The following is a 25,507-nucleotide window of genomic DNA, read 5'->3' as shown; positions in this document are numbered from 1 at the left end:
AACTCTTCCGAAGAAATAAGGCCATAAAACGGCGCTATTCATTCAGGATGAGGCCTCTCCAGTAGAAATAAGGCCATATAAAACCGCTATTTATGCGTCGGAGGGATGGGATGCTGAGTTTGGGGACGTCGTTGATTTAGATCAGACCGGACCAGCCAATTTGCTCTAACGCAAATCCCCGAAGTCGATCCGGTGCCTGTGTCCCAAAAGTTGACTTTACGTTAAGCGAACCGGGAGCGGCTCGCCCAGCGTCAATTCGTCCTCCGTCACCACCGAATCGTAGGCCAAAATCCGCACCCCCTGCTGCGATGCGTGAAGCAAAGCATCCGCAAGAACCGGATCCATTTGCCGATAAGGGGTAAAAGCCTGGCATCCTTTCATCTGCACCACGAACAGAATGGCGCCGATGTACCCCTCTTGAACCGCCTTGGCGAGCTCCAGAACGTGCTTCGTCCCCCGTGAAGTCGGTGCATCGGGAAACATGGCGGTCCCGTCCTTTTCCAGCGTCACGCCTTTGACCTCGATAAATCCTTTTGCACCGTCTTTCTCGAAATAAAGATCGAAGCGGGAATCGCCGTAAGTCACTTCCCTTTTGGCTAATGACACCACGCCGATCTCTGTCAGTTTCCCCGCCTTCAACGCTTCAAAAGCGACTCGGTTGGGAGCTTGGGAATCTACGTTGACCCAACCTCCGTCCCTCGTAGCCGCGATCAGCGAAAATCGGGTCTTCCGGCTAGGCTGATCACTAACCTCCAACAGAACCTCTGTATCCGGCACTAACACTTCTTTTAAGCGGCCGGTATTTTTGACATGCGCCTGCTCCTTAATCCCGTTCACGTCAACCTCGGCAATAAACCGGTTCACCCGCTTGACCAGCCGGCCATGGATGATTTCCCCGTATTTCATCGTTTCACCCTATTCCAGTGAGCCCTATTCCTCAAATCGGTTCAATAACTCCAATGCCTCTTGATGATCAGGCTCGACCTCAATTAATTTTCGGATGTAATGTAATGCATCTTCCTCCAGATCCAACTCGAAGCAACAAATGGCTAGGCAATAAAATACGGTTGGCACGATCTCATCTTGTTCTGAAGCTATCGATATTTCTAAATAACGCTTCGAATCTTCATACATATCCATCTCAAACAGTACCAATCCAGCATCAAGCGTCAAATCATAACGCTGCTCCATAACGTAGTACGACGACCACATCATCCGGATGCCTCTCGAAAGATCCTGTATTTCCTCATCGTTTGCGTCTGGCAATAGTCTGGAGATCTGCTTCGTACTTTGAATGAAAAATTCCGCGTCGTATCCCCCTAAACGCCAGAAGCTTAATATCTGGGGCAACTCCATGCTATCTAAATGGCGATCGATCCATTCCTTCATACTAAAAAACTCATCCGGACCAAATCGCTCAATAAACCGGCGATACGCTAATCTTGTATTAAAGTAGTCCAGTGGTGTAATACATGGTAAGCCAGGCGTCCTGCTCCTGCACCCAGCTCCACAATGACAACAGGCTCTGAATGATACCCCTGACTAGCCCGATCTTGAAGAAACCCGAAAATCATTTCCGCATAGGAATAGGCAATCATCGGATTACTCGTTATATATTGAGGAACTTGGTCATTTTTCCAAGCCTTCGTTCCTTCTTCTTCATAATAAGCCCGCTGTAGATTCCAAATCGGCGCTTCACTAAAGCGATAGCATTGTTGTTTCTGTTTTGCCATTTTCGTCTAATCCTACTCTCTGCTGATATTCAATACATGAATATTGAAATAATCTAAGGGCCAATAATAATCCTCGAAAATAAAATTCCTCAACGATGGGTCCGATCAGCGTAAAAAAGAAGAAGTTTACCCCTATGGTCAGTATTAACAGATTTCTACTGAACTCACTCATGTCTTGAATATAATTATACCCGCTTGGAATCCATTGAAATACCGTATCTAACAGGAAATTTGAAAGCGGCTTTAGCGCCGTCATAAGTATGCCTACCACGGCGCTCTCCTTACAGCCTCTAATTGAATATCATTGTACCATTCTTGAAATTGCAAATCAGAGAAAGCTTTATGATATCAAGCAAAAAGACGGCGCAAAAGGATAACCTCCCGAGAGCCGTCTTCTTATCACACCTAATTCTGTTCAACGAGTTGTCTACCAATGCTTACAATTTAAACTCCTGAATTGATGTTACTTGCGAGCAGGACTCAGTATAAACTCGAACGCCAGATCGCGGTCGGGCGGAATAAGGTATTCCGGATGAACCGGGGCGCCCCAGCTATCGTCCCCGCCTACACCCATCTGCCGTCCTGCCACGGTGATCACCGTGTAATTCACCGGCGGCAGTTCCCAACGGTGAGCTGCGTTTTCGATCTCAAAAGCCGTGTAAGGCGAAACGACACATTCCAGCGGAGCGGACGGCTTCGCCTTGATTTGCAGGCCGCGCCCGTCCTCGTCCGTTACGCTCAGGAGGCGAACGCCGGTCCGGTTGCCGGATTCCTGCGGCACAAGATACGGAGACGCTAGCTCGCCCACCTTCCGCTGGAACCAGCCAAGACGTGCCCCCTCCTTGCGGTCCGCATAATTTTCCTCGGGACCGAGCGCCAGCCATTCCGTACGGCCGTAATCCGCGCTTATTTTGAAAGACCAGGCTACAATCGGCAGATCGGGCAGCCCTTCCGCTCCCTTGTACGTCGCGTTCACCCGGATGCTTCCGTCCCCGTAAACGGTATAGTCCGCCACAAAGCGGATATCCGGGTGGATGCCAAACGCATATTCGAACATGACGGAGGCGCTCCCCGCTTCTTCCTGCCGGACATCGACTCGGACGCATTTTCGGGCCAAGCTGGCCGCAGCCCATATTCCAGCTGTATATGCAAGACCCGCTCCTTTGTCGTTGTCCGTCGTGGCGCGCCAAAACAGTGGGGACGGCGGCACTTCGATCATTTCCCGCCCGCCGTAGCGGAGCGAGACAAGGGAACCGACGCCTTTGGAGAACAAGGCCTGAAAGCCGTCTCCGGCCACGCCGATGTTGACGTCGCCGATGGTCACTTTCACTTTACCTTTTGACGAAGTCAAAGCAGCAGAGCCCTGAACGATATCTTGCAGATCACCTTGATCAGCCCCCTGTTCCGTTTCCGGTTCCACCGTAAAGATATATTGGCCGAACGCGATCTCAAATCCGGCTTCAGCCCAAAGCTGCGCTTCCTTCAGGTGAAAGGACGCCTGCAGGCAGTATTCGCCGAAGCCGCCGGCAGCCAGCGCTTCCGCCAGGTCAAGCGGGACGGAAGTTTCCCCTTGCGGCGAAACACTGACATCCCGTCGCCGTTCGGCATAGATTTCCTGCCCTTCTAGCAGAAGTCTGACGCGAAGCTCTAAATCCTCCGTTCCGGCAAACAGCCCATCATTCACGATCCGAACGGCGTCCCGACTCGGCTTAAGCTTCAGATTCTGGTACAGGAATTTGACCTCCTGCATTTTCGGGCTGACCGTCCGGTCGGCAAACACCAGTCCGTCGCCGCAAAAATTGTAATCCGTCGGACGGTCGCCGAAGTCCCCGCCGTACGCCAGATATTCCTCGCCGAAGCGATTTTTATGAATGAGCGCCTGGTCAATGAAATCCCAGATGAAGCCGCCCTGGTACATCGGGTATTTCCGCTCAAGCTCGGTATACTTATGAAGCCCGCCGACCGAGTTGCCCATGGCGTGCATGTATTCGCAGCTGATGTACGGTTTTGCCGGGTTGCCCGACAAATACGCTTCGATATCGGCGGGTTTGGCATACATCCGGCTCTCCATGTCGCTCGTATCGTCAAACTTCCGGTTATGGAACACGCCCTCGTAATGGACGAGGCGCCCCTGATCCCTTTGCCGGAAATAGTTCGACACGTATAGAATCACTTCGCCGGCATAAGACTCGTTGCCGCAGGACCAGATCAGGATGGACGGATGGTTTTTGTCCCGCTCCAGCATGGAGATCGCCCGATCCATCACGATCGCCTCCCACTCCGGCTTGTCGCCCGGAATGTTCCAGGACGGCTCAACTGTGCCGAGCTTTTGCCAGGACCCATGCGTCTCCAAATTCATTTCGTCGATGACGTATATTCCGTATTCGTCGCACAGCTCGTACCAACGGCTTTGATTCGGATAGTGGGATGTGCGTACCGCGTTGATGTTGTTTTGCTTGAGCGCCCGGATATCCCAGAGCATATCCGCTTCAGTGACAGCCCGGCCAGTGCGGCAGTTGAACTCGTGTCGGTTCACGCCCTTAAACACGATCCGTTTGCCGTTCAGCGTCATTATTTGGTCCTTCATTTCGAAACGCCGGAAGCCTACCTTTTGCACAATGGCCTCCACCGCTTCACCTTTTTCGTCCAGCACCGACACGCACAGGCTGTACAAATACGGCAGTTCCGCGCTCCATAAGCACACCTGACCTGTCGGCAGGCTTACACTCAACGAGCCGTTCCGGAACGCGCCCGTCTCCGTTAAAACTATCACGCCCGAGGCATCTTTCAACTCCATTCTGGCCGCTGCGGATTCACTCCCTGCGCCCGGTCCGCCAAGCTGAAATTCGGCCAGCACTGTTCCTTCCGTAAACTCGTCGTTCAGTTCCGTCCGTACCCACAGGTCGCGGATGTGCAGCTTCGGCATGGTATACAAATAAACGTCGCGGAAAATACCGGAAAACCGCCAAAAATCCTGATCCTCCAGCCAACCGCCCGTACTGCGCTGAAACACTTCAACTGCAAGCTTGTTGGAACCCTCCCGCAGATAAGGGGTCAGTTCAAATTCCGACGGCGTAAAGCTGTCTTCGCTGTATCCGACAAAATAGCCATTCAGCCAAACGTAAAAGGCCGATTCGACGCCTTGAAACGAAATACAAACCGGCCCCGGCTTCCAGTCTTCCGGCAGCTCAAACATTTTGACATAGCTGCCTACCGCGTTCCGCTCCTGCGGAATGTCCGGCGGACGCACACCTTCAAGTCCGTCCCAGGGATACATCGTGTTGACGTACTGCGGATGCCCCCATCCCTGGAGCTGAATATGGCCGGGAACCTGGATATCGCTCCAGCCCTCGGTGCTGAAATCGGGCAGGTAAAACTCCGCCGGAGGGCAGATGGCGTTCACGGCATAATGAAACTTCCATGTGCCGTTTAAGCTGTGCCGCATCGCCATCGACTCGCCCCGCTCGGCTTCCGCCATCGTTTTGTAGTGGCGGTGATCCGAATGGGCATCCAGCCGGTTCACCCGGAACACGGCAGGATCGTTCAGCCAGTCCGTCGTGGGTCGGATATTTGTCATAGGTCCACACTCCTTATAAAAAAACTTGCGATTATGATTACGGTATCAATCCATTTCCAGATCCGGTCAGGTCGGCCCTTACTTGACTGAGCCGGTCATACCCGCGACAAAATGCTTTTGCATCAGGAAAAACACAAGCGCCGTTGGCAGCGTCGAAATGACGATCGCCATCATGATCATCCCGTAATCCGGGGAATAACTGGAGCCGAGATTCGAGATTAGCAGCGGAATTGTTCGTTTTTCAGGAGACTGCAGCACGACCAGCGGCCACAGATAGTTGTTCCAGCTCGACATGAACGTAATGATCGCCCCTGCGGCATAAGTCGTTCTCATCGTCGGCAAGTAGATGCGGAAGAACAGGCCCAGTTCGGACAGGCCGTCGATCCGTCCTGCCTCCAGCAGCTCCCGCGGAAACATTTTGGTGCTCTGCCGGAAGAAGAAAATGAGAAACGCCGTCGTAAACGTAGGCAGGATCACGGAAGCGACCGTATCTACGCCGATGAACGGCACGGCGCGCGAGAACTTCGCGAACATTTGGTACAAAGGCACCATCAGCGACGCAAACGGAATCATCATCGACAGCAGCAAAATGTTGAACACGATATCTTTTGCTTTGCTGCGATAGATTTCAAAGCCGTATCCGGCCAATGAAGCGACCAGCAGCGCCAGCATGGTCGTTGTCACCGAAATTTTGGCCGAATTCCAGAGCGCCTGGCCCAAATTGATCGACTGGGTCAAATGCCGGAAATTTTCCAGCATATGCGCCCCCGGCAAAAGCCGACCGTTCGAAACGTCGGTGGACACGTTCGTCGCGCTGACCACGATCCACAGGAAAGGGAAAATCGAAACCGCCGCCGCCAGGATCAGAAAAGTATAAATTGAAACGCGTTTCAGCTTGACCATTATTTATCACCCGCCACTTTGAATTGGATGATGGACAAGAGCACGATCAGGATCACAATCGAATAGGACACGGTTGCGGCGTAGCCGAAGTCCGGCGTGTATTTAAACGACAGGTTGTAAATATATTGGGAGATCGACAACGTCGCGTTGCCGGGTCCCCCCTTCGTAATGTTCATCACCTCGTCGAACAACTGAAGCGTCCCGATCGTCGACGTGATGGAGGTGAACAGGATAATCGGCTTGAGCAGCGGAATCGTAATCGAACCGAACTGCCGGAAGGCGGATGCGCCGTCAATACGTGCGGCTTCATAAATCGAAGCGTCGATATTCTGTAGCGCCGACAGGTAAAAAATCATATTGTAGCCGGTCCAGCGCCAGGTGATGGCGATAATGATCGTAATTTTGGCCCAAAACGGGTCAGTGATCCACTGAATCGGCTCCGCGATTAAATGCAGCTTGGTCAAAGCCAGATTAACGAGCCCGTCCGCGCCGAACATGTATTTGAATACGACGGAATAGGCGACCAGCGAAGTGACGCAGGGCAGAAAAATCGCGGTGCGGAAAAAGCCCTTGAACCGCAGTTTGCTGTCGTTAAGCAGGACCGAAATAAAAATCGCCAACACGATCATGATCGGCACCTGGATAATGAGAAAGATAAACGTATTTTTTAATGCGGTGATAAAGACTTGGTCGGTAAATAACCGTTTATAATTATGCACTCCGTTAAAGTGGATGCTTGCGCCCGTACCTGTTTTGAACGAAAGCAGAAGCGCCTGAATCATCGGATAAAAATAAAACGCGCAGATCAACACGATGGCGATGACAATGAATAACCAGCCGGTCAGCCTGGCGCCGTATCGGCGGCGCGCAGCGGATGCCCCGTTTCCCATCTTCTCCAGCTCCTTTCTTCTCTAGAAAAGCATGCCGCCCCAGGATTCAGGACGGCATGCGGGTTCATATCGCTAAACTATTGCAGCTGGCTTTCCGCCTGGGACTGCGCATCTGCCAATACTTTGTCAAGGTCTTGGCCGTTCAGATAGTTCTGCATTTCGGCGACCAGAATGTCTTCGATGGCGTAGGTATGCATGCCGTAGTTGACTCTTGGAATTTGCTGCGTCCAAGTCGTGAAATCCTGCACGGTTTTTTGCCCGCCGAAGAAGTCGTCGGCCGCTTTATAGGCTTCTCCGTCGGCTGCCGCTTTCAAAGTGCCGATCACGCCGATGTTTTGCAGCATTTGCTGATACAAATCCACATTGGAGCCCATCGTTTTGGCCAGGAATTCCGCGGCTTGTTCTTTGCCTGGAACATTCAGCACGTACCAGGAGCTGCCGCCCAGGTTGGAGGCGTTCACGGAATTAGGCGTATTTTTCAGCTTGGGCAAAGGAACAATGGCCCATTTGCCGGATTGGGATGCTTCCGCTTTGACGGACGGCGTGATCCAGTTGCCTGTAGGAATGGAAACCACATCGCCGCTGTTGAAGCCGGCTAAGAATTGGCTCCAGTCGGATACGACTTTGACGATATCGGACTGCATCAGCGCTTTGTAGGTTTCAAACGCGTCCTTGAGCGTCGCGTTGTCTTTCAGGCTTGGCGTGGTACCGTCTTCATCCAGATACCAGGAGCCGGCAGACTGAATCATCATCCGGATGATCCCCAAATCGTTCGGATCTTGAGTCAGCATGTCATGGCCCGTTTTGGCCTTGACGTCTTTGCCGATTTCAATGAATTTGTCCCAGTCGATGCCTGTCACATCGTTCACACTATAACCGGCCTGCTGCAAATAGTCGGTGCGGACGTAAAGCCCCGCAACGCCGGAATCGAACGGTACACCGTACTGCTTGCCGTCCAGGCTGGTCGGGCCGATTTTATAATCCGCGAAATCCTCGGGTTTGATTAGGCTGGACATGTCGTAAAAAGCGTCCGGATACGCTTTCAAAAAGCTTTGCGCCCGGTAGTCCTCGATCAGCACAATGTTGGGAAGGCCGTTTGTCGTGCCCGAATTCAGCCCCGTATTCAGCTTTTGGATGATATCATTTTGCGCGTATTCCACGATGTCGATATTTTGATCCGGGTTTTCTTTGGCATAAGCGTCCTTCGCCAGCTTCAACGCGGCGATGTTGAAATTCGGGTCCCAGGCCCAGGCGGTGATATTTTTGACCGCGTCGCCGTTTCCACCCGAAGCCTGATCGCCGGACCCCTTGGAGCATGCCGTCAGCAGCAAAAAAGCGGCCAGCAGGACAACCATTGTTTTTCTCAACGTAAATCCCCCTTATCGGTATTCATTCTATGAAAACGCTTGCTGTTTCTGTAATTATGGTAGCACTCGCCGGCAGGGGCCCGTTAGGAATATATCGATGCGGATTGGCGATATTATTAGCTTTTGCAAACGCATACAATTTGCGTTTTGGTAACTATTTTGGATTTTGGTTTTATTTTTTGGAATCCATCGGACCTTCTCCGTCCTGTCCCGATTCACCGCCGATCTGCCAGGGTAGCCGGATCGTCGCTTTGGTGCCTTGTCCCAGGCTGCTCTGCATGGTAACGCCGTAGTCTTCCCCGTACAGCAGCAAAAGACGTTCATGCACGTTGCGGATCCCGATTCCGGTAAACAGCTGGCGTTTACTTTTCGGGTTGGGAAGTTTAGCCGTTTCGTTTTCCAGACTCATCCCTTCTCCGTTGTCCACAACCTCGCAAACCAGTGTATCGCCTTCCTTAGAAATCATCACGTAGATGAAACCCGTGCTCCGTTCCTGAAAAGCGTGAAAAAAGGCATTTTCGATAAAAGGCTGCAGAATCAGCTTAGGTAGCCTTGCTTTTAAAGCTTCGGGCGCGACAAAATAATCGACCTGGATGCCCGGTCCGTAGCGGACCTGATTGATGAACACGTAATGCTTCAGGACAGCCAGCTCTTCTTCAACCGTAAAGGTTTCGGCCACGCTGCTAACCGTATGCTGAATCAGGGAGGTCAAGGCATGGATCGTTTCCGTCGCCTTCTCCTTGTTGCCGCGCTGCACCAAAATGTTGACGGAAGCGAGCGTATTATACAGGAAATGGGGGTTAATCTGCCTTTGCAGCGCGGTCAGCTCCGCGTTCCGCTGCTCTCGCTGCGTTTCGACTAGCTGCGCGATGTAATCGTTCAGCTCGTCCAGCATATAGTTGAAGGCTGTCCCGAGCTGCCGGGTTTCATAGCTGCCGGTCACGGGAATATAATTGTGCAAATTTCGTTTGGCCACACTCGACATCTGTCTGACCAGCATGCGGAGCGACTGCGTCAGCCTCCTGGAGATGATGAACAAGATCAGCAGCGAAACCGACACGATGCCCGCGCCGATCAGGATGATCTGTTTGGCCGGCAGCATTTCGCGCAGCGCTATCTTTTTGTCGATCAAATTGACGATATAGCAGTCGTAGGTCGGCAGGTAGTCGGCCAGCACGATCACGTTTTGGCGTTTGGAATCAATGGTGTCGTAGCTTAAAGCCCGCTCCCGAATCCGGTCAGCGCTTTGCAAAATATCCGGCGACGTTTGGCCGATCAGTTCGGTCCGGTTACTGGATAGAATGAGGCCGGTATGGTCCAGAATCAGCACATCGTTGCCTAGGCTCGTAAAATTCTCATACATCTGCTTAAAGTCGCTTTCGCGGATCATCATGTAGAGCGTGCCGTATATTTCTTTGGTGGTGGGCACCATCAACGCTTTGGTGGCTACGATCAGGGATTCGCCCGATGTACCGACGTCGTCCCGCATAAAATGATAGGACAGCTTTCCGGGCTGATTCAGCGTAGTTTGAGTGATCGGATTCGTCCTCAAATCCTCGGCGGGCCCGTCCCAATACGAGCGGTCGCTGAAAAAGCTGCGCCCGTTCACTCCGAGAATCGTCGTGCCTACCTCGTTGATGTCAAGCCCGCTCTGGATTCGTTTGAGCTGCTCATTCATCCGATAATACGCCTGGATATTGGACAGGGAGCCCTGGTCTCCCTGCGTCAGAAAGGCTTTGATCGCGGGACTCTGCTGCACCTCATTGGCAACCGTGACGATCGAATAGTTATAGGATTCGAATCCGCGTTTAATCTGCTGGATGACTTTGGAATTGGTGATGCTGAAGGTATTCATGAATAGCCGCTGGGAGACCTGCACCGTGACCCAGGACGTCATCGACGCCACCGCAATCGTGCTAACCACCATCACGACAAACATTTTGCCGAACAGGCTGAGCTGCGACGGTTTTCCCCATCTTCGTCTCATGGTGGTTATTGTCCCTCCGTAAATTGTTTACGGTATCCGCTCGGGGAAACGCCCATTTGCTTGCGGAATACCTTCGTGAAATAGCTGTGATCGGAATAACCCACCTGGCTGCCGATGTCCGAGATCGGCGTATCGTTTAAGTGCAGTAGCTCGCACGCTTTTTCAATCCGGATCCGGCTGAGATACTCGCTGAACCCCTCTTTGTTGTGCGTTACAAAATAGTTGGACAAATAGGACGGATTAAAATGGAAATGATGCGCGATCTGCGTCAGGCTAAGCGGCTCGGCGTAATGCTCCTGAATGTACGCCAGCATGTTTTGTAGCGCCTTGTCACCCATCGAACGGTTGCGCTCCATGACGCATTCCCCCGCTTCCGCCAAAAAATCGCTTATGATCGCCTCCGCCTCCCCGATATGCCGCGATTCATGGATGCTGCGGAAATAATCGTATTTGCGTGCTTCTAATTTCCCGGCCTCGTAATGAAAGCGAAGCAGCGCCAAAATGACGTTAAACACGCTGTGGCCCAAAAAAGACTTAAACTCGTACATCCCGGTATCCGTTCTTCCGGGCATAGACGAAACATAGACTCTGAGCCGGTCAAAAGCGGTAAAGAACTGCTGCGCGCCCAGCTCTTCCGCAAAGGCGTCCGAGTCAAACGCACCAGCCTGCTGCCGTTCCCGCCGATGCAGCACATCCGCAATCAGCGCATGGCAATCCGGCAGGAAAAAGCGTTTTTCCAGCAGCTCGGGAAGCTGTTCCGCGTGGACTTGATGCAGACGGCTTAAGCTCTCAAACGCTTCGCTTAAAGCCAAATCAAGGTGCAACTGCTCCCGGGCGCATGCTTCCACCAGCCGTTTCAAGACTTCAATCAGCCGCGTCGCGGCTGCGCCGTCCATATTGATTAGTACGAGCAACCGGCCATTTTCGGGGCTAAGCGACCGGCTGACCACTGGCACGGAGGCTTCGGCGAGGAGCAAAGCCAGCTTTGACACCAGAATGCTGCTGGCCTCCTCCGCCAGCAGCATTGCCCCGGAGTCCGTCTGCTCCCCAGCCAGCAAGAAAAAAGCCGGATACGGAAAAACGCCGTCCAGCATTTCACGCTGTTTGACTTCTTCAGGCGCATAGCCCGCCAACAGCTTATCTAACAGCGCATCTACGGAACGTTCCCGATTGTCCGTCTCTTGAGGCGCGTTCAGGGACGGAATCGAGCCCGCAATCTTTTTCAAAATCAGCAGCAGTTGCGTCGCATCCAGCTTGGGCTTCAGAATATAATCCGCAGCTCCGCTCTGAAACGTGGAGCGAACATATTCGAATTCGCTGAAGCTGCTGAGCACGACAATTTTTACGCCCGGATAATTTTCCTTAATCAGCCGGGCCAGCTCCTCGCCGTCCATTACGGGCATAACGATATCCATGATCACGATGTGCGGTTTTATCCGATCAATAAGCTCAAGTGCCTCCCGACCGTTGGAGGCCTCCCCCGCTATCGTGAAACCCTCGCTTTCCCAATCAAACAAATGCTTGATGCCCTGCCGGACCAGTATCTCATCATCCACGATCAGCACTTTGCAGTAATTGTCCACAAGTGGCCGCCTTTCTCGCATTCGTTGTCCATGCGTTCATGTAATCGATTTAGTATAATGAATACTCATATTATAGCGTCTATTTTTCGTCAATTGTCAAAGAAGCGAGTTCGACCGTTTCATCGGCATGAACGGACAAGAACTGCTCATGGAACTACGCAAAATCCAGGATACGACGGTATTAATGATGAGCGCATTAGGGGACGAAGACAATCAATTGACGGCTTTTACCAATGAAGCCGACGATTATGTGATAAAACCGTTTTCTATACCATTCTTGTTAAACGCTTGGAGACGCTGCTTCGCCGGAGCGGCGTTTTGAGAAAGGAAATTCGCTTGGGGAAACTGGCGCTTTATCCGGAAAGTGTTCTTCAAAATGATGGCCAAAGGAGACGATTGGCAAGAAAACATCCAGCTATTGGGGACCGTACCGGAAGGTCTTATCCATAACGCTCCCGACGAGCAAGCACCGGAACAAGTCGCCGTGCACCTAAAAGCGTTCTTTGCCGACTGATTTTTACCGATCAATCCTACTTTGACTTCCGTGACAAATGCGTTATAGCGATAACCACCATAATAAAATACATTAGCATTAAGGAGTAATTTGTCGAGTAAGTTTTATAAAGAAAGGCCTGGATTGATTCTACCAGCACTCCGGTGCTGACAACGCCTATTAAGAGAAACGCTCCGGTACGCCGGACATCGTTGGTGCGTTTTAAGAATAGATGTATTCCGCACCATGCTATAAGAAAAACCGTAATCACGGCAATAAGCAGCATTAAAACAATAGACATGAATCATCCGCACCTTTCCGATTTTTGGGTATTATATCATAACTAACACGGATATGATGAATGAACCTCTGCTTCATTTCCTTTCACCCAAAGTCTACAGGGCACCGCGGCGTCAAAGTCAATGGGGTGTTCCAAAAATGCCAAAAAGGATCACCGATCGGTGATCCTGATTCTTCGACGTTCTTACAGCAAACTCACTTGCCAAGCAACGCCAAATTGATCCGTCACCCAGCCGAATTTCCGGTTGAAGCCATAGTCGCCAAGGGGCATCAAAACACTGCCGTTTACGGATAAACCGTCATACAGCCGCTGAGCCTCTTCTTCCGTATCGCAGTTGACGTAAATCGAGAGTGAAGGCGTAAATGTGAACTCGTGTTTGACAATGCTGTCAATAAACATGAATTCCTGTCCCATCAAGGTAAAGGAGGCCAGCATAACGCTGCCTTCCGCGCCCGGTCCATCCGGTCCGTAGCGAGTGATGCTTGAAATCGTGCAGTCTTCAAACAAAGACGCGTAATAGTTCATAGCTTCTTCCGCTTTACCTTGAAACATGAGAAACGGGGCAACCTTCCTCACTAATATGGCTCCTCCCTCGGCGATAAGTATTGTTCAATAATTCTATGTCAGCATTATGTTATCCTGCAATCGCTTGCTCGGAAACTTGTTACTCGAACAAAGCTTGCTTCACCCTGCCAAGCTGCAGCAAGTGATGACGACAATGCATTTCAACTAGCGGCAAAAACCACACTCTCCGCTCGTTTAGGCCGCCCAGGCCGCCGAACCGAAAATGGGGCACATTGGTAGCCGGGAAGCACCTTTAATTCATAACCAATAATAGCAGTACGATTCCATTACCTATAGCTGTCGCAAAAGGACCCCACGTTTTAAACGTATTTTTCGCCTTCATACCTATAAATCCATCAAAAAATTGCACGCCAATCATGGCAATCGATACGGCAAATAAATAGGGATCACTCTCGTAAATAAAAGCAACGACGCTTGCCAACACAAGCGAAAAACTCCTGGATACCGCGTACATCGCATTCAGAAGGGAGTGGTCACTTTGTTTTTTCGCTTTTAAATAGGCATCTATGGAAAACCCAAAGCTTGTGACAGCACTGATCAAAGTAACCGCCGCGCATAAGTAAAAAAATATCATACCTATTCTCCTTTGATTAAGAACCTTGTCATTTTCTCCCATCCACTATGCAAAACGACTCGTTCTTCTACTTGACCATGAAATAAAATGTAAGATAGTTTACCAATCTAATAATAAAATCGGAATAGTTATGACAAACCACTGCAGTTAATATACTTTTTGTTCTTATGTATGTAAATGCATAAAACACACCCAAAATAAAAGCAGTCATTAATTGAACAACATCATATGTGATGGTTAATGGCGACCATGACGCAACATAGATATGTCCATAGGAGAAACACAGCGCTGAGATAAGCACAACCCATATCCTGGTGTTTCTATCGCTCAAATCCTTGTCCTTAAACGCTGTGAGAAGCAGAAACTGAATCACAAAAACTCTAAATAAGGGTTCTTCACCTACGCCCGGCAATAAACCATATGCAAGAATATCCTGAACGGCATGAAAAATCGACTCGTTTGACACTCCTGCTGTTAAAGCATCAATTCCGATCCATTTGTAAATAGCGAACCATGAAATGGCCACAGCGATAGGGAACGCTATTAAAAAAAAGGAGATGTACCTAATGCCCATTTTTAAATTTTGAAGATTAAACCCTAATTCCTTAAGCGTCTTTTTGAAAACCAGCTTATAACCAATGAAAGTTACGGCAACCTGAAAGATATACCATAAAATGAATCGAGCAATATCTTCTTCAATTCCCAGCAAGGAAAAAACCGTAACAAAATATCCTGACGGCCCCCGGTAGTCATTAGAAAGAAAGTTGACTAAATGTTGGATAGCATATAACACAACCGGCAAAATAATGACCCACGCAATTCTATGAATAATCCTTTTAACCTTGATTAAAATCATAACGAATCGTGCGATGAACGCTCATCATATTTATGAAATTTATAAGGGGAAATTGATTGATAATACTCTAAATCAAATATCAGTTCATCTCTATTCATTTCTCCTAACGATGGATTATAGTTCCAAACTACCAGAGGACTTATTTCATATAATTCGTTGTTCGTCTTTTCAAATACTGAAGCATATTGGGGAAAACGTTTATCATAAATTCCTCTCTTATTTCCATACTCCATACTGCCATATGGAACCATCTTGGCAATCCCATGAATTTGCAATGTTCCAACAGATATTGCCACATACGGATTTACTGCAATATTTCTGCATTTTGAAGTATCGGAATAACTTCCAAAATAAAAATGCAAGCTTTCATCATATGCAAAGCAAACCACTGAATTATCCGGATATTTATTGTTCGATGTTGCTAGATAAAGGAGTTTTTCTCTTTCCAATATGCGAAAAGCAGTATTAAGATCGAGTTCCATGCTTTAACCTCCATATCGTCGCACAAGAATTTTGTAAATTTCCAGAAACATACATATTTTACCAAACATATGTTCCGATATCAAGATGCATTCGCGGCAGACTTATCGTATCATTTATAAAATTATAATCGAAAGACACCTGGGTGGGTGCCTTTCCAATTTAGATCACAGCTGATTCTGTACCGGTACTTTGTCGCTCTTTTCCTTCCCTTTTCTGCCTGCATGCAGCGCAAACAGCAGAATAAACCACAGAGGCGTCAACAATAACGCCGGACGTGTTTCCTCAGCGAACAGCATAATTACGAGAATGACGGCAAACAACGCGAGGACCACATAATTGATAAACGGCGTAAACGGCGCTTTAAACTTTGATTTTGCCTGTAATTCCGGCTTGGTTTTCTTATACCGCAAATGGCAGACGAGCACGACGCCCCAGACCCAAATGAAGCAAATGGCGCTGATGGTGGTCACGATGCCGAAAGCTTGCTCCGGAATCAGCTTGCTCAGCAGAGCTCCCACAGACAGCACAATCGTGGATATCAACAACGCGCTGCTCGGTACATGATTTTTATTCAGTTTCGCGAAACGGGACGGCGCCTGGTTGTTTTTGCCCAGATTATAAAGAATCCGGCTGGTCGAAAACATCCCGCTGTTGCATGCGGAAGCGGCTGAAGTCAAGACGACAAAGTTGATAATACCTGCGGCAATCGGAATTCCCACCAAGCTGAACGTTTTAACGAAAGGACTTTCCGATGCGTTAAGCTGGGTCCAAGGGTTGATGCACAGCAACGCGATCAACGCGCCTACGTAGAAAAATAAAATTCTTAACGGAATTTTGTTGATCGCCGATGGGATGTTTTTCTTCGGATTCGAGGTTTCCGCCGCCGATACGCCTACCAATTCCACACCGACATAAGCGAATACGACCATTTGGAAAGAAAGCAGGAAACCCGAGATCCCGTTTGGAAACAATCCCCCGTGGCCCCAAATATTCTTGACGGAAACCGCGCCCGCATCCGTTTTGAATCCGATCACCAGCAAGATGACCCCAATGGCAATGAGCGCGAGAATCGTCACAACCTTGATCAAGGCAAACCAAAACTCCAATTCTCCGAAGTTCTTGACGGTGAGCAGATTGAGAGCCAATAAGATGACCAAGCAGACGATTGCAGGGATCCATTGCGGGATGTCAAACCAATATTTGACGTATACCCCAACGGCAATCACATCGGCCATCGCCGTCATAATCCAGCAAAACCAATAGGTCCATCCGGTGACAAACGCGGCCCGCGGACCAAGATAGTCTTCGGCAATGTCCGTAAAAGATTGATATCCCGCTTTGGATAGCAAAAGTTCTCCCAGTGCCCGCATCACAAAAAAGACGGCGATCCCCACGATGAGATAAGCGAAAATAATAGACGGCCCCGCCAGCGATATCGCTTTGCCCGATCCCAAAAACAACCCGGTCCCGATAGTACCGCCAATAGCAATGAGCTGAACATGCCGGTTTGCCAAATCTCTCTTTAATTCTTGCTGCGCCAAACCCAACTCCCCCTTAATCGAAATTTATGATTTTATGTGAAAAAATGAACAAGGAAAAACGACAATAAAAAAGAGATTGGATGCGCTCCAATCTCTTCGGTCATCAGAATAATAAATAAGTTTTGTTACGTATAACAAATAGATATTTAATACTCTTCTGTCCTTTTGCCTGAGATTGTGAACCCTTCGGCGCCGCGGAACTCCGCGGTCTCTCCAGAAGCTGCTCCTGCTACAGTACGACCCATAGCAATCATAGCTTGCTTATTATTTAATTTTTAACGTTGACGGTCACTTTAATTTTTTTCAATACTACTCGTTGTCACATGCTTTGTCAACAATAATTCATGGAACGCGGCCCTTCAGAGGTGATTGCAGGCAAGTCCGCATGAGCACCGGTGCCGTCCGAACATAAGAGGATAGCTGGACGAAAATTCGCGGTTGACTTGCTGAACTTCTTTCGCGAAAGCTTTATCATCCGGCGGAACGGGGGATAATTCATCGGCCTTCTGCTGCGTGTCGATAATCGCGCCCGGCGGAACAAACCGGTTATCGCCGATGACGATCTTTCCTGTGACCATGGCGTCGTTCGAAATATAAGTCCCTTCTCCGACGATGGCCTGGAAAACGAGAGAGTGAAATCCAACGAACACCCCTTCCCCGAGAAAGACGGGACCATGAATAATCGCTCCATGCGCCGCAGTGACGGAACGATCCATGTAAATCGAATACGGCCTCCCGTTAACCTGAACTTTGCCGTCTTTTAGGCCGTGAAGAATGACTCCGTCCTGCAAGTTGCTTCCTTCCCCGATATAAAAAGGCGTGCCTTCGTCGGCGCGGATGCTGACATTCGGCGCGATAAAAGTATTAGCTTTGACGGTAACATCTCCGATTACGCTTGAGAACGGACCGACAAACGTCCCTTCTTCAATATGCGGCTCCGTCGTCTGCGGGTTAAAGCTTGTAACTGGATTTGGACTGATAAACATGACCCAGTGGTTATAGGGTCCTTCCGGATAGGCGTGCAAATGACTCGGTCCTCCTTTTGCAACCATACATTTAATTCAATGTATGTGGTTGGCTAAAGAAAGGCGACAGCCTAAAATCGGCAAGCTCGATCCGGTTGCGTCCGTTGGTCTTGGCTTGATAAAGCGCCCTGTCCACTTCCGCTAGGAGCCTGATTAAATACCCGTCCAGGTTGTCGGGCACTGGCTGGTCATCGAAATCCTCGATAGTCAGAACCCCCATGCTGACTGTAATCGCAATAGGCTCGTCCTCACGTTCCACTACAATTAGATTCGATTCCACCAACCGTCTTACTTGTTCCGCCAATTGTTCCGCGGTTTGGCGGTCCGTATCCGGAAGATAAATCATGAACTCCTCCCCGCCGTATCTGGCCAAAATATCAGAACTGCGGATGGATTGCTTAACGATTTGAGCGGTGCTGTAAAGGACCTCATCTCCGATCACATGTCCATATCGGTCATTGATCGTTTTAAAGAAATCAATATCGAAGAGAATCAACGAAAACGGCGTCCGATATCGAATATTTGCCTCAACCTCAAGCGTCAGATGCTGGGTTAAATAATGACGGTTGTAGCAGTTCGTCAAACCATCCGTAAGCGCCATTTCCTTCAGTTTTTGATTGGCCTCGAACAATTCGTGGCGAATGCTGTCCAGTGAACGGTTTCGCTCCTGAAGAAGCTCATTCTGCCGATTCATTTCTTGAACAAGATACCGCTCCTGGGAAACATCCTGAAACGTAATGATGCGGCCGATATGCACCCGGTTCGCATCAACAATTGGCGAAGCTTGCAGGATAAAATGCCGCACGGTTTCTTGCTTGACGATAATTTCGATTTGAGCAAATGTATCCTCTTTATGCTTATACTGGTCCAGAAACTTCCCGCTGCTGCCGGCCGTACGAACGGACCCAAGGAATTCCTCGATATCAAAATGGTCGCCTAAATTCAGATCTTTCAAAAACCGCAAGGCTTTGTTGACTTCAACAATGGATTCATGCTCGTCCAATACAAGAATTCCATACGGAATCGTATTGATGATGTCCTCATGAGCGATGGAGACCAGATCGAACACATTGTATCTCTTAATGACATATGCGAAAAATAGAACGGAAAGAAAAATCCCCACGGAAGTCAGCCCCGGAATGATAGGCAGCCATTTCCTCAGGACAACGTTAAGAAGCAGGTCGGTGCAAGCAAATGCGGTCAGTACGAAGATTCCCCACAACGTGATCTTGACTTGATTTTTAATCGTCAATAACGTTTTGGAACAACGAAGCGCCCGAAACAGAAAATAGAGAGAAGCAAAAAAGTAGCTCAACAATATGGCGATCATGACCCAGAACCATGGACCGTATGCTCTATGTATGTAGCCGCCCTCCAGCGGACGGACAAAACTATGATGTGGGTTCATAATCACGCCGGCCGCAGCGATAACCGCGGGTACAACCATCAGAAAAAGCGTTTTGTTGCCAAACTCGTCCGAATTGCCGGTCAGAAAAATCGTAAGCAGAAGCCAGCCGCTCCCGAGCATGGAGAGGGAGACAAAAGACATGGTGACATATAGCAGCTGCAGCTGCGAGTCCTGCGTAACGTCCGTGGCAAATTGGCACAAGGGCCAAAACATCATGAAGAAATGAAACAGGAAGTAAACTTTGCGTAAGTTGGTAATCCTGACGGTAGCAAAAACATAGAAAAATAAAGCAAACAACAGGAGGAACAAAAAGAGATCATACCATACCGATAAGTTCACAAAACATCTCCTTTTTATCCGACAGCTTTATATAGTAGTTCTTATGTAGTAGTTCTTTTATATTATATTCTTCAATAGTGGATATTAAAATATTTAATTTAACTGAAGTTTATCGCGATATTAACGAAATCAGTAAGAAAAAAGCCAGTATCCTATCAGAAACGAATCTGACGATGCTGGCCAAACGTATACGAATTATTTGTAAACTATTTTCCTGATCGTCTCTGCTGAAAGGCTGTATTCCTCAGCAAGTTCATCGATAGTTGTTTTATGGAAATATTTGAGCTTTATTTCTTCATTGCGCTGTTTGTAAAACATTCTTGCCCCTGAACCATTCCCCCACTTTTTACGCTCCAGGCTGCTTGGAATATATAGGGTTTCACCGGAAGCGTATTTCTGAACCTCTTTTAAAAGTTCGTCCGGAAGGATCTCTGATGCATTTCTGTATTTCATCAAATGCACCCCGCTAACTATTCTTTGCCAAAAATTGCTCCAGCGTTTCATACTTATTCAGAACAACGCCATGATTTTCAATTTCGGAAATGATATACTGCTCCACATCCTGTGCCCTTTGTTTAAAAACACTGAGATTTTCGGCATCAAAACTCCCGAGCAAATCCATTTCATGCAATCCAAATTCCTCTTTGATTATGTTGAGTTCGTGCTGCAAGTTAATAGCGTCCGGGAAAACTCTCTTGTAATTTTGAGCCTCGCAGTGATAATAGATTCTTCGCCACATTAAAGAACCTTCCTCATACCAGCCTGCTAAGTTCTCAAAGTTGGTTGATTGTGTTTCCCCAATCTTTGACTGTTTGTGAGCCGCGATAAATTTTCGAGCTGTGCTGATGATTTCATGGCTGAGACTTTTCAATTCTGGGGCCGTCTTTGCTTTGACTATTGCATCGAAATAGGTGATGAAATCTTCAGGTATTTCTTTCATCTGTGCCAGCTCCAAGGTCTCCAAATCAAGTCTCTGTCTAAAGTAGGTTCCATTGATGCAAGCGACGGCAATTGAAAGATAACGGGCAATAAATCCCGCTGCCATCCTCACCTTGTAAAGCGAATCTTCAAACATCAGAGTACGGTAAATCTCCATAGCGGCATCCAGCTTCTCAAGAGCCTTTTTCAACATGAAATCTTTATCTTGCAAGTTGGCCTTCAGCTTTTCTTGCATGGCTATAAAATGATTCTTGTCTTCTTCACTCCGGGAATACAAAATTTGGGCGTCGCCTAAGCCGAATGTGAAATCGTCATTAAAATCCGCCATATTCTCGATGCGTTGCCATGAACGAGGATACAGATCATGTCCTACACCGTCGATGATGAAGGTCTGCGCCAGCTTATTTCCATTTTCATTTGCGGGTACAAAATAGTCAAAGCACTCACCGTGGCAATCATCTTCCAACGAATGCCCTGAGATTGCGATCAGTAGAGCGACATCGTCTTTGTATTTCTTCTGTATTTGTGTGATAGCCCAGTTTGTCAGTTCTTTTTGGGTTGGTTTCATTTTTTGGTCACCTCATCGTTTGTAACGTTAAGCAACGGCCGTTCGCTTATAAGTTGAGTATAGAAGCATTAGAAATTCAGAACAATGCCGATAATTGTTGTAAGAATTCTTGCCCGAAGGGAACTTTCCTGCCCGCAATTTTAAAAAACAATTTGATCATTGACCCCTTATATAGGGTGAATTACAATTAATTACATTCCAGAGAAAGGAAGTGTTTTTATGAAGAGCATTGTGCCGATTAGAAAGGTGAGTTTTAAATAACCCTGTAAAGGGCATAAACGATTAAAGACTCAGCCCTTATGCTCTTTTCTGTAATGGCCTTTACAGGGATTACAAAAAAGGGAGAATGAACCATGAAAACATATCGTTTTAAAGAAAAATACAAAGACTTGATTCAAGAGTTAATCGAAGATTATGAAGAACAAACGAACAGCAAATATATTATGGGCCCGGACGCCCTTTGCCTTCTTGAGCTGCTGTGCGAAAAAATGAAGCTCGCACCCGGAATGCGCGTTCTGGATATGGGCTGCGGCGCAGGTTTCACTTCCATTGTCCTGGCCAAGGAATATGGAGTCCAGATTTTTGCCAATGACCTATGGTTTAGCGCAAGCGATAACTATAAGCGCTTTGTGAAAGCGGGGGTCAGTGATCGGGTCTTCCCGATCCAGGCTGAAGCGCATAGCTTGCCCTATGCAAGCGGATTTTTTGATGCGGTGATCAGCATTGATGCTTACCACTATTTCGGAACCGATGAGTGTTACCTTGGCGACCATTACGCAAGATTGGCCAAACAAGGTGGCCAGTACGGGATTGTCTGCCCCGGGCTGACACGGGAATTCACGGAAGGCTTGCCGGAGGGGCTCGCCCCGCATTGGGAACCGGAGATGTATGCATGGCATAGCGCAGGCTGGTGGAGAAGCATGTGGCAAAAGACGAACCTTGTCGACGTTACGTACTCCGAAGAAATTCCGGACGGTAAGGCGTTATGGCGGGCTACGTCGGATTTTGAGCTTCACGATGCCGACACCGAGAATTTCTTAACTCTGATGCTGATGACAGCGGAGAAAAAATAGTCTGCCAGAATACTTCACACTCTTGCCAAGCTACTTATTTCAAAGGTTCAACTTATATAGGTAGGATAGGTAGAAAAAGGTAGGAGAGTTTACGCTCTCCTACCTTTTTCTCATTCAGACTTTCTTTACGGGCTCCAGCAATGTCAAATGATACTCATTTCCGTTTCCGTCCGGTTTTTCGTTGCGAACGTGCTCTTCCAGACATAGCCGGGATCGATCGGATTTATAGATTCCATCCTTCGCGAGTCCGTTTATTAAAGCTTTCCATGATAATGGAACATCGTCGCTGCTCTTAAGCATGGCGTAAAGACCACCCGGCAGGATCATTTCCTTCAGATGCTTCGGAACCTCGATCCCCTCCGGAATCGTCACACACATCCCGTTCACTTTTGAACAATCCTTCCGATTCCCAATGGCGCAAGGTGCGACTCGTCAGTCCCATCTGCTCCGCCAGCTTATTTATGGCAACAGATCCGTTCATTTGGGGTCTCCTTTCCGAGCTCTAGGTCTAGCTTAGCATTTGACGCCGCGATAACTTCAAGGGCTTTTCGCTAAAATATGGATCTCCGTGCTTCGAAAATCTCGTCGACCGCTTGGCGATACCCGCCGGCGTCGCGGAAGGATTGCCTTATACTCGCGGCAACTTCACGGAAAGAAGAGTCGCTCAGCACATGATCTACGGCGTGGCGCAGCTGATTTGCAGACAAATCTTGCATTTGTAATCTCATGCCTGCCCCGATATCCGCGACCCGCTCGGCAATTAGAGGCTGATCCGCGCTTTGCGGGATGACAATGAGCGGAACTCCGTAATAAAGACCTTCATGAGTGCTGTTCATCCCGCCATGCGTAATAAACAACTTGGTGTTTTGCAGCACATCGGTTTGCGGAAGGTAATTTTTTACGATGAAGTTCCGAGGAATCCCCCCTAGATCGGAAATTTGGACTCTATTCCCAATGGACATCACCACCGTGTGATCAGAGTTCCCCAGTGCTTCGAAACAAAGCTTATAGAAATCAACGGCTTGATTAAAAACCGTGCCTAGTGAAATGTAAATCGGCTGTTTGCCCCGGGTTGCCGTAAAATCGAAGTTTTCCGAAGGGTAGCGGGAAGAAATGGACGGACCGACAAATTTGAAGGTTGGATCGAAACTTCCCCCGTCCGGTTGAAACTCCCTTGTCGTATAAACGAGGGTAAGCGGAGCGGGATTGCAAAACACTTCGTACGGAGAACGGATCTCAACGCCGTATTTTTCCCGCACCGTGGCCGTCAGGCTATAATACTTGTCGCTGATAGGCTTCGTAATTTTTTGAGGAACCTGCGTTGTAAATGACTCCAGCAACTTATCGAATACCGCTTCGGTCTGCGCTAAAGAAGTGCAGGAGCCGATTGCGGGCAGCTTCAGAATTTGAGCCAATAGACGCCCGCAGCCAAACATGGAGTCGTGGATCATGTAATCAAAATGCTCACCTTCGGTCTGTTCAAGAACACTGGGTATGACGATGTCCGCCGTATGCAAAAGACCGTTAACCCTTTCAAGCACATAGTTCCGTCCACCCGAAATAAATGCTTTGATGAATTTTTGATCGTCGAAGGTCCGTACGGAAGCCCCCGTCTTCTCCATCCGCTCCCGAAAAGCCTCTATAGTAAAATAAACGACTTCTTCCCCGCGTAAAATCAGTTCTTGCACAACTCCGATCGTAGGATTGACGTGCCCCTCCGACCCGGCGTTAATGAACAAGACGCGTGCCATTTCAATCACTCCATCACCTTATAATGAGTTTCAATCCGTCGTTGAATAGGTCATCCCGGGTGCGGCCGGAATTGAAATACTCTTCAATACCCGCCACTATCGTCGGATGGTCTTTGGCAAACCGCACCAAGTCAAAATGCTGATTAAGTTTGATGTCCGGAGGAGTCTGCTCCTCGATCACATGTCCCAAAGTGAAATGAACCGCTGTCATCACTAGCAGCCGTGACTCCCGCAAACTGACACCGGCGGTAAGCAAGGTTCTGATGTTTTGCTCCATCATATCCGACATGGCGAGGGAGAAATGGGCTCCCGCGACAACCCTCGCACCATCCGTATAAGCGAGCAAAGCCGACCGAAAATGATTTAAACCCTGGATTAGCCACTCTTGCCAAGGTTGATCGGCTTCTCTTTGATGCAGATTGTTATGTACAGGCCGGAGTATGCGCTCAGTCATCTCATTGATCAATGCGGCCTTATTTTCAATATGCCAATACAGCGTTGGGGCCTTGACCCCCAATTTCTTGGCCAACGCCCGTAAGCTTACCCCTTCGATTCCAGCCTCATTCAGCAATTTCAGCGCTTCATCAACCACAATTTCCTTATTTAGTGCCATCGTTGTTCTCCTTAACTCGATTCTTTTGACAGTCTAACATATATAGATTACATTTTAAATAATCCTCTATATATGTTAGAGAGCTTATTTGAGAAAGGAGAAAGTAAAACATGATAAGGCATATCCTCGATTGGCATCAAGCATTTGCGCAAAGGATCGCCGCCGCATTCGACTTTTCCGATGGTTTAAATCATCATGCCGCAATGAACAGAATAAGACGACCCCATAAAAATTTGCATGACCTGCATAAGGAGCATCAAAAACGAGTCGCGGAATTCCACAAGAATCACGCCGCTATAATAGAGCGCGGTGCAAATGGGACGGAATTGCTTGCACAATGGGAAAGATGGATCTACAACAAAGGGAAAAACTTGATTAAAGCAGCAAAATAACTTTCAATTTGAGGTCCATATCGACAAATAAGGGGTACCCGCCGGTACCCCTCTCTACAACTATGCAAAATTAGCCCTCTAATTCGGTCAGCAGTTCGCTCAGCCGGTCGAAATTCTGTTCATTGGCTTCTGCGCAGAACGACTTCACTTTCTCGAACTCTTCCGCACTCTCGAACAACTGGCGAAATGTTAATTGGGTCCGCCCGCCCAACTCCTCGAAGGTGGCCGTCACTTGAAATTTGGGATCGAACAGATGCTTGATTACAATCCGTTCCAGCGGCACAATCTCTTCAAAGACGTTGTGATTGGGATAATCCGTGCCATCCGGCCCGTGCATGACAAACCGCCATTCCCCGCCAGGCCTTACATCAAATTCGTGAAACGTATTGGTAAAGCCCTTCGGTCCCCACCAGCGGGCCAATTGTTCCGGGGTGGTCCAGGCTTTAAAAACCCGTTCACGCGACGCATCAAATTCGCGCGAATTTATAACCTCATTCGTGCCTATCATCGCCATTGTAAGGTGATA

At 48.6% G+C, this 25,507-nt stretch carries 24 protein-coding genes, 1 pseudogene and 1 riboswitch; of the genes and pseudogenes, 3 read left to right on the top strand and 22 right to left on the bottom strand.

The features are described from left to right. Positions 1-216: 216 nt before the first annotated feature. From sfsA to ACI48K_RS17670, 8 genes and pseudogenes are all read right to left on the bottom strand, one after another. Positions 217-906, bottom strand: coding sequence for a DNA/RNA nuclease SfsA (sfsA, locus tag ACI48K_RS17705; protein WP_475028938.1), 690 nt, complete (start codon positions 904-906; stop codon positions 217-219). 24 nt (positions 907-930) lie between these two features. After that, positions 931-1,733 (bottom strand): annotated as a pseudogene (locus ACI48K_RS17700) (hypothetical protein). Between the two features lie 463 nt (positions 1,734-2,196). Beyond that, positions 2,197-5,310: a beta-galactosidase, LacZ type gene (gene lacZ / locus ACI48K_RS17695; RefSeq protein WP_475028937.1), complete on the bottom strand. Its 3,114-nt coding sequence runs from the start codon at positions 5,308-5,310 to the stop codon at positions 2,197-2,199. Between the two features lie 78 nt (positions 5,311-5,388). After that, the gene (locus ACI48K_RS17690; RefSeq protein WP_475028936.1) at positions 5,389-6,213 is read right to left on the bottom strand and encodes a carbohydrate ABC transporter permease; all 825 of its coding nucleotides are present in this window, start codon (positions 6,211-6,213) and stop codon (positions 5,389-5,391) included. Then, positions 6,213-7,103 carry a carbohydrate ABC transporter permease gene (locus ACI48K_RS17685; protein WP_475028935.1) on the bottom strand — a complete coding sequence of 297 codons (891 nt, stop codon included), beginning with the start codon at positions 7,101-7,103 and terminating at the stop codon, positions 6,213-6,215. The genes ACI48K_RS17690 and ACI48K_RS17685 overlap by 1 nt, the downstream gene beginning before the upstream one ends. Before the next feature lie 77 nt (positions 7,104-7,180). Continuing rightward, the gene (locus tag ACI48K_RS17680; RefSeq protein ID WP_475028934.1) at positions 7,181-8,470 is read right to left on the bottom strand and encodes an ABC transporter substrate-binding protein; all 1,290 of its coding nucleotides are present in this window, start codon (positions 8,468-8,470) and stop codon (positions 7,181-7,183) included. Between the two features lie 172 nt (positions 8,471-8,642). Continuing rightward, positions 8,643-10,457 carry a cache domain-containing sensor histidine kinase gene (locus ACI48K_RS17675; RefSeq protein ID WP_475028933.1) on the bottom strand — a complete coding sequence of 605 codons (1,815 nt, stop codon included), beginning with the start codon at positions 10,455-10,457 and terminating at the stop codon, positions 8,643-8,645. Between the two features lie 5 nt (positions 10,458-10,462). Beyond that, positions 10,463-12,040: a response regulator gene (locus ACI48K_RS17670; protein WP_475028932.1), complete on the bottom strand. Its 1,578-nt coding sequence runs from the start codon at positions 12,038-12,040 to the stop codon at positions 10,463-10,465. Positions 12,041-12,188: 148 nt separating this feature from the next. On the opposite strand from ACI48K_RS17670, the gene ACI48K_RS17665 reads away from it, so the two are divergent. Next, positions 12,189-12,362, top strand: coding sequence for a hypothetical protein (locus tag ACI48K_RS17665; RefSeq protein ID WP_475028931.1), 174 nt, complete (start codon positions 12,189-12,191; stop codon positions 12,360-12,362). A 655-nt stretch (positions 12,363-13,017) separates the two neighbouring features. Here the strand turns inward: ACI48K_RS17665 and ACI48K_RS17660 are convergent. From ACI48K_RS17660 to ACI48K_RS17620, 9 genes are all read right to left on the bottom strand, one after another. Then, on the bottom strand, positions 13,018-13,410 hold the full coding sequence (locus ACI48K_RS17660) for a VOC family protein (RefSeq protein ID WP_475028930.1): 393 nt from the start codon (positions 13,408-13,410) through the stop codon (positions 13,018-13,020). A 241-nt stretch (positions 13,411-13,651) separates the two neighbouring features. Next, positions 13,652-13,993, bottom strand: a complete 342-nt coding sequence (locus tag ACI48K_RS17655; protein ID WP_475028929.1) for a hypothetical protein — start codon at positions 13,991-13,993, stop codon at positions 13,652-13,654. 67 nt (positions 13,994-14,060) lie between these two features. Next, positions 14,061-14,786: a CPBP family intramembrane glutamic endopeptidase gene (locus ACI48K_RS17650; RefSeq protein ID WP_475028962.1), complete on the bottom strand. Its 726-nt coding sequence runs from the start codon at positions 14,784-14,786 to the stop codon at positions 14,061-14,063. Positions 14,787-14,845: 59 nt separating this feature from the next. Continuing rightward, positions 14,846-15,331, bottom strand: coding sequence for a pyridoxamine 5'-phosphate oxidase family protein (locus tag ACI48K_RS17645; protein WP_475028928.1), 486 nt, complete (start codon positions 15,329-15,331; stop codon positions 14,846-14,848). A gap of 165 nt (positions 15,332-15,496) precedes the next feature. After that, the gene (locus ACI48K_RS17640; RefSeq protein WP_475028927.1) at positions 15,497-16,873 is read right to left on the bottom strand and encodes an amino acid permease; all 1,377 of its coding nucleotides are present in this window, start codon (positions 16,871-16,873) and stop codon (positions 15,497-15,499) included. A 147-nt stretch (positions 16,874-17,020) separates the two neighbouring features. Then, positions 17,021-17,100: riboswitch (glycine riboswitch) on the bottom strand. A 132-nt stretch (positions 17,101-17,232) separates the two neighbouring features. Then, on the bottom strand, positions 17,233-17,898 hold the full coding sequence (locus ACI48K_RS17635; RefSeq protein ID WP_475028926.1) for an LbetaH domain-containing protein: 666 nt from the start codon (positions 17,896-17,898) through the stop codon (positions 17,233-17,235). 31 nt (positions 17,899-17,929) lie between these two features. After that, complete coding sequence (locus tag ACI48K_RS17630; RefSeq protein WP_475028925.1) at positions 17,930-19,645, bottom strand: histidine kinase N-terminal 7TM domain-containing diguanylate cyclase; 1,716 nt, start codon at positions 19,643-19,645, stop codon at positions 17,930-17,932. Positions 19,646-19,840: 195 nt separating this feature from the next. Next, positions 19,841-20,098, bottom strand: coding sequence for a CD3324 family protein (locus tag ACI48K_RS17625; protein ID WP_475028924.1), 258 nt, complete (start codon positions 20,096-20,098; stop codon positions 19,841-19,843). 13 nt (positions 20,099-20,111) lie between these two features. Continuing rightward, positions 20,112-21,152, bottom strand: coding sequence for a hypothetical protein (locus tag ACI48K_RS17620; RefSeq protein ID WP_475028923.1), 1,041 nt, complete (start codon positions 21,150-21,152; stop codon positions 20,112-20,114). Between the two features lie 353 nt (positions 21,153-21,505). Here ACI48K_RS17620 and ACI48K_RS17615 point away from each other — a divergent pair, with 353 nt between their 5' ends. After that, positions 21,506-22,225 (top strand): SAM-dependent methyltransferase, encoded by a 720-nt coding sequence (locus ACI48K_RS17615; RefSeq protein WP_475028922.1) that lies wholly within the window; start codon positions 21,506-21,508, stop codon positions 22,223-22,225. A gap of 114 nt (positions 22,226-22,339) precedes the next feature. Here ACI48K_RS17615 and ACI48K_RS17610 read toward each other — a convergent pair whose 3' ends face one another. The 4 genes from ACI48K_RS17610 to ACI48K_RS17595 all read right to left on the bottom strand — a co-directional run bounded on the left by ACI48K_RS17610 (position 22,340) and on the right by ACI48K_RS17595 (position 24,589). After that, positions 22,340-22,525 carry a hypothetical protein gene (locus ACI48K_RS17610; RefSeq protein ID WP_475028921.1) on the bottom strand — a complete coding sequence of 62 codons (186 nt, stop codon included), beginning with the start codon at positions 22,523-22,525 and terminating at the stop codon, positions 22,340-22,342. Continuing rightward, a complete protein-coding gene (locus ACI48K_RS17605) occupies positions 22,518-22,706 on the bottom strand; it encodes a MerR family transcriptional regulator (RefSeq protein ID WP_475028920.1) in 189 nt (62 codons plus the stop codon). The genes ACI48K_RS17610 and ACI48K_RS17605 overlap by 8 nt, the downstream gene beginning before the upstream one ends. A 70-nt stretch (positions 22,707-22,776) precedes the next feature. Beyond that, the gene (locus ACI48K_RS17600) at positions 22,777-23,976 is read right to left on the bottom strand and encodes a macrolide family glycosyltransferase (protein ID WP_475028919.1); all 1,200 of its coding nucleotides are present in this window, start codon (positions 23,974-23,976) and stop codon (positions 22,777-22,779) included. A 13-nt stretch (positions 23,977-23,989) separates the two neighbouring features. After that, positions 23,990-24,589 (bottom strand): TetR family transcriptional regulator, encoded by a 600-nt coding sequence (locus ACI48K_RS17595; protein WP_475028918.1) that lies wholly within the window; start codon positions 24,587-24,589, stop codon positions 23,990-23,992. Between the two features lie 110 nt (positions 24,590-24,699). On the opposite strand from ACI48K_RS17595, the gene ACI48K_RS17590 reads away from it, so the two are divergent. Continuing rightward, positions 24,700-24,981 carry a hypothetical protein gene (locus tag ACI48K_RS17590; protein ID WP_475028917.1) on the top strand — a complete coding sequence of 94 codons (282 nt, stop codon included), beginning with the start codon at positions 24,700-24,702 and terminating at the stop codon, positions 24,979-24,981. A 70-nt stretch (positions 24,982-25,051) separates the two neighbouring features. Here ACI48K_RS17590 and ACI48K_RS17585 read toward each other — a convergent pair whose 3' ends face one another. Next, complete coding sequence (locus ACI48K_RS17585; RefSeq protein WP_475028916.1) at positions 25,052-25,495, bottom strand: SRPBCC family protein; 444 nt, start codon at positions 25,493-25,495, stop codon at positions 25,052-25,054. Positions 25,496-25,507 lie beyond the last annotated feature (12 nt).

The sequence above is a fragment of the Paenibacillus terrisolis genome, from assembly GCF_056171975.1.
The sequence above is the reverse complement of the archived record's forward strand: the minus strand, read 5'-3'. Positions and strand labels throughout refer to the sequence as shown.

Bases quoted from the DNA above. Each gene is read 5' to 3' on its own strand.
- sfsA (WP_475028938.1), bottom strand. From the start codon at position 906: ATGAAATACGGGGAAATCATCCATGGCCGGCTGGTCAAGCGGGTGAAC.
- lacZ (WP_475028937.1), bottom strand. From the start codon at position 5,310: ATGACAAATATCCGACCCACGACGGACTGGCTGAACGATCCTGCCGTG.
- ACI48K_RS17690 (WP_475028936.1), bottom strand. From the start codon at position 6,213: ATGGTCAAGCTGAAACGCGTTTCAATTTATACTTTTCTGATCCTGGCG.
- ACI48K_RS17685 (WP_475028935.1), bottom strand. From the start codon at position 7,103: ATGGGAAACGGGGCATCCGCTGCGCGCCGCCGATACGGCGCCAGGCTG.
- ACI48K_RS17675 (WP_475028933.1), bottom strand. From the start codon at position 10,457: ATGAGACGAAGATGGGGAAAACCGTCGCAGCTCAGCCTGTTCGGCAAA.
- ACI48K_RS17665 (WP_475028931.1), top strand. From the start codon at position 12,189: ATGGAACTACGCAAAATCCAGGATACGACGGTATTAATGATGAGCGCA.
- ACI48K_RS17655 (WP_475028929.1), bottom strand. From the start codon at position 13,993: ATGATATTTTTTTACTTATGCGCGGCGGTTACTTTGATCAGTGCTGTC.
- ACI48K_RS17645 (WP_475028928.1), bottom strand. From the start codon at position 15,331: ATGGAACTCGATCTTAATACTGCTTTTCGCATATTGGAAAGAGAAAAA.
- ACI48K_RS17625 (WP_475028924.1), bottom strand. From the start codon at position 20,098: ATGAAATACAGAAATGCATCAGAGATCCTTCCGGACGAACTTTTAAAA.
- ACI48K_RS17620 (WP_475028923.1), bottom strand. From the start codon at position 21,152: ATGAAACCAACCCAAAAAGAACTGACAAACTGGGCTATCACACAAATA.
- ACI48K_RS17615 (WP_475028922.1), top strand. From the start codon at position 21,506: ATGAAAACATATCGTTTTAAAGAAAAATACAAAGACTTGATTCAAGAG.
- ACI48K_RS17610 (WP_475028921.1), bottom strand. From the start codon at position 22,525: ATGCTTAAGAGCAGCGACGATGTTCCATTATCATGGAAAGCTTTAATA.
- ACI48K_RS17605 (WP_475028920.1), bottom strand. From the start codon at position 22,706: ATGAACGGATCTGTTGCCATAAATAAGCTGGCGGAGCAGATGGGACTG.
- ACI48K_RS17600 (WP_475028919.1), bottom strand. From the start codon at position 23,976: ATGGCACGCGTCTTGTTCATTAACGCCGGGTCGGAGGGGCACGTCAAT.
- ACI48K_RS17595 (WP_475028918.1), bottom strand. From the start codon at position 24,589: ATGGCACTAAATAAGGAAATTGTGGTTGATGAAGCGCTGAAATTGCTG.
- ACI48K_RS17590 (WP_475028917.1), top strand. From the start codon at position 24,700: ATGATAAGGCATATCCTCGATTGGCATCAAGCATTTGCGCAAAGGATC.
- ACI48K_RS17585 (WP_475028916.1), bottom strand. From the start codon at position 25,495: ATGGCGATGATAGGCACGAATGAGGTTATAAATTCGCGCGAATTTGAT.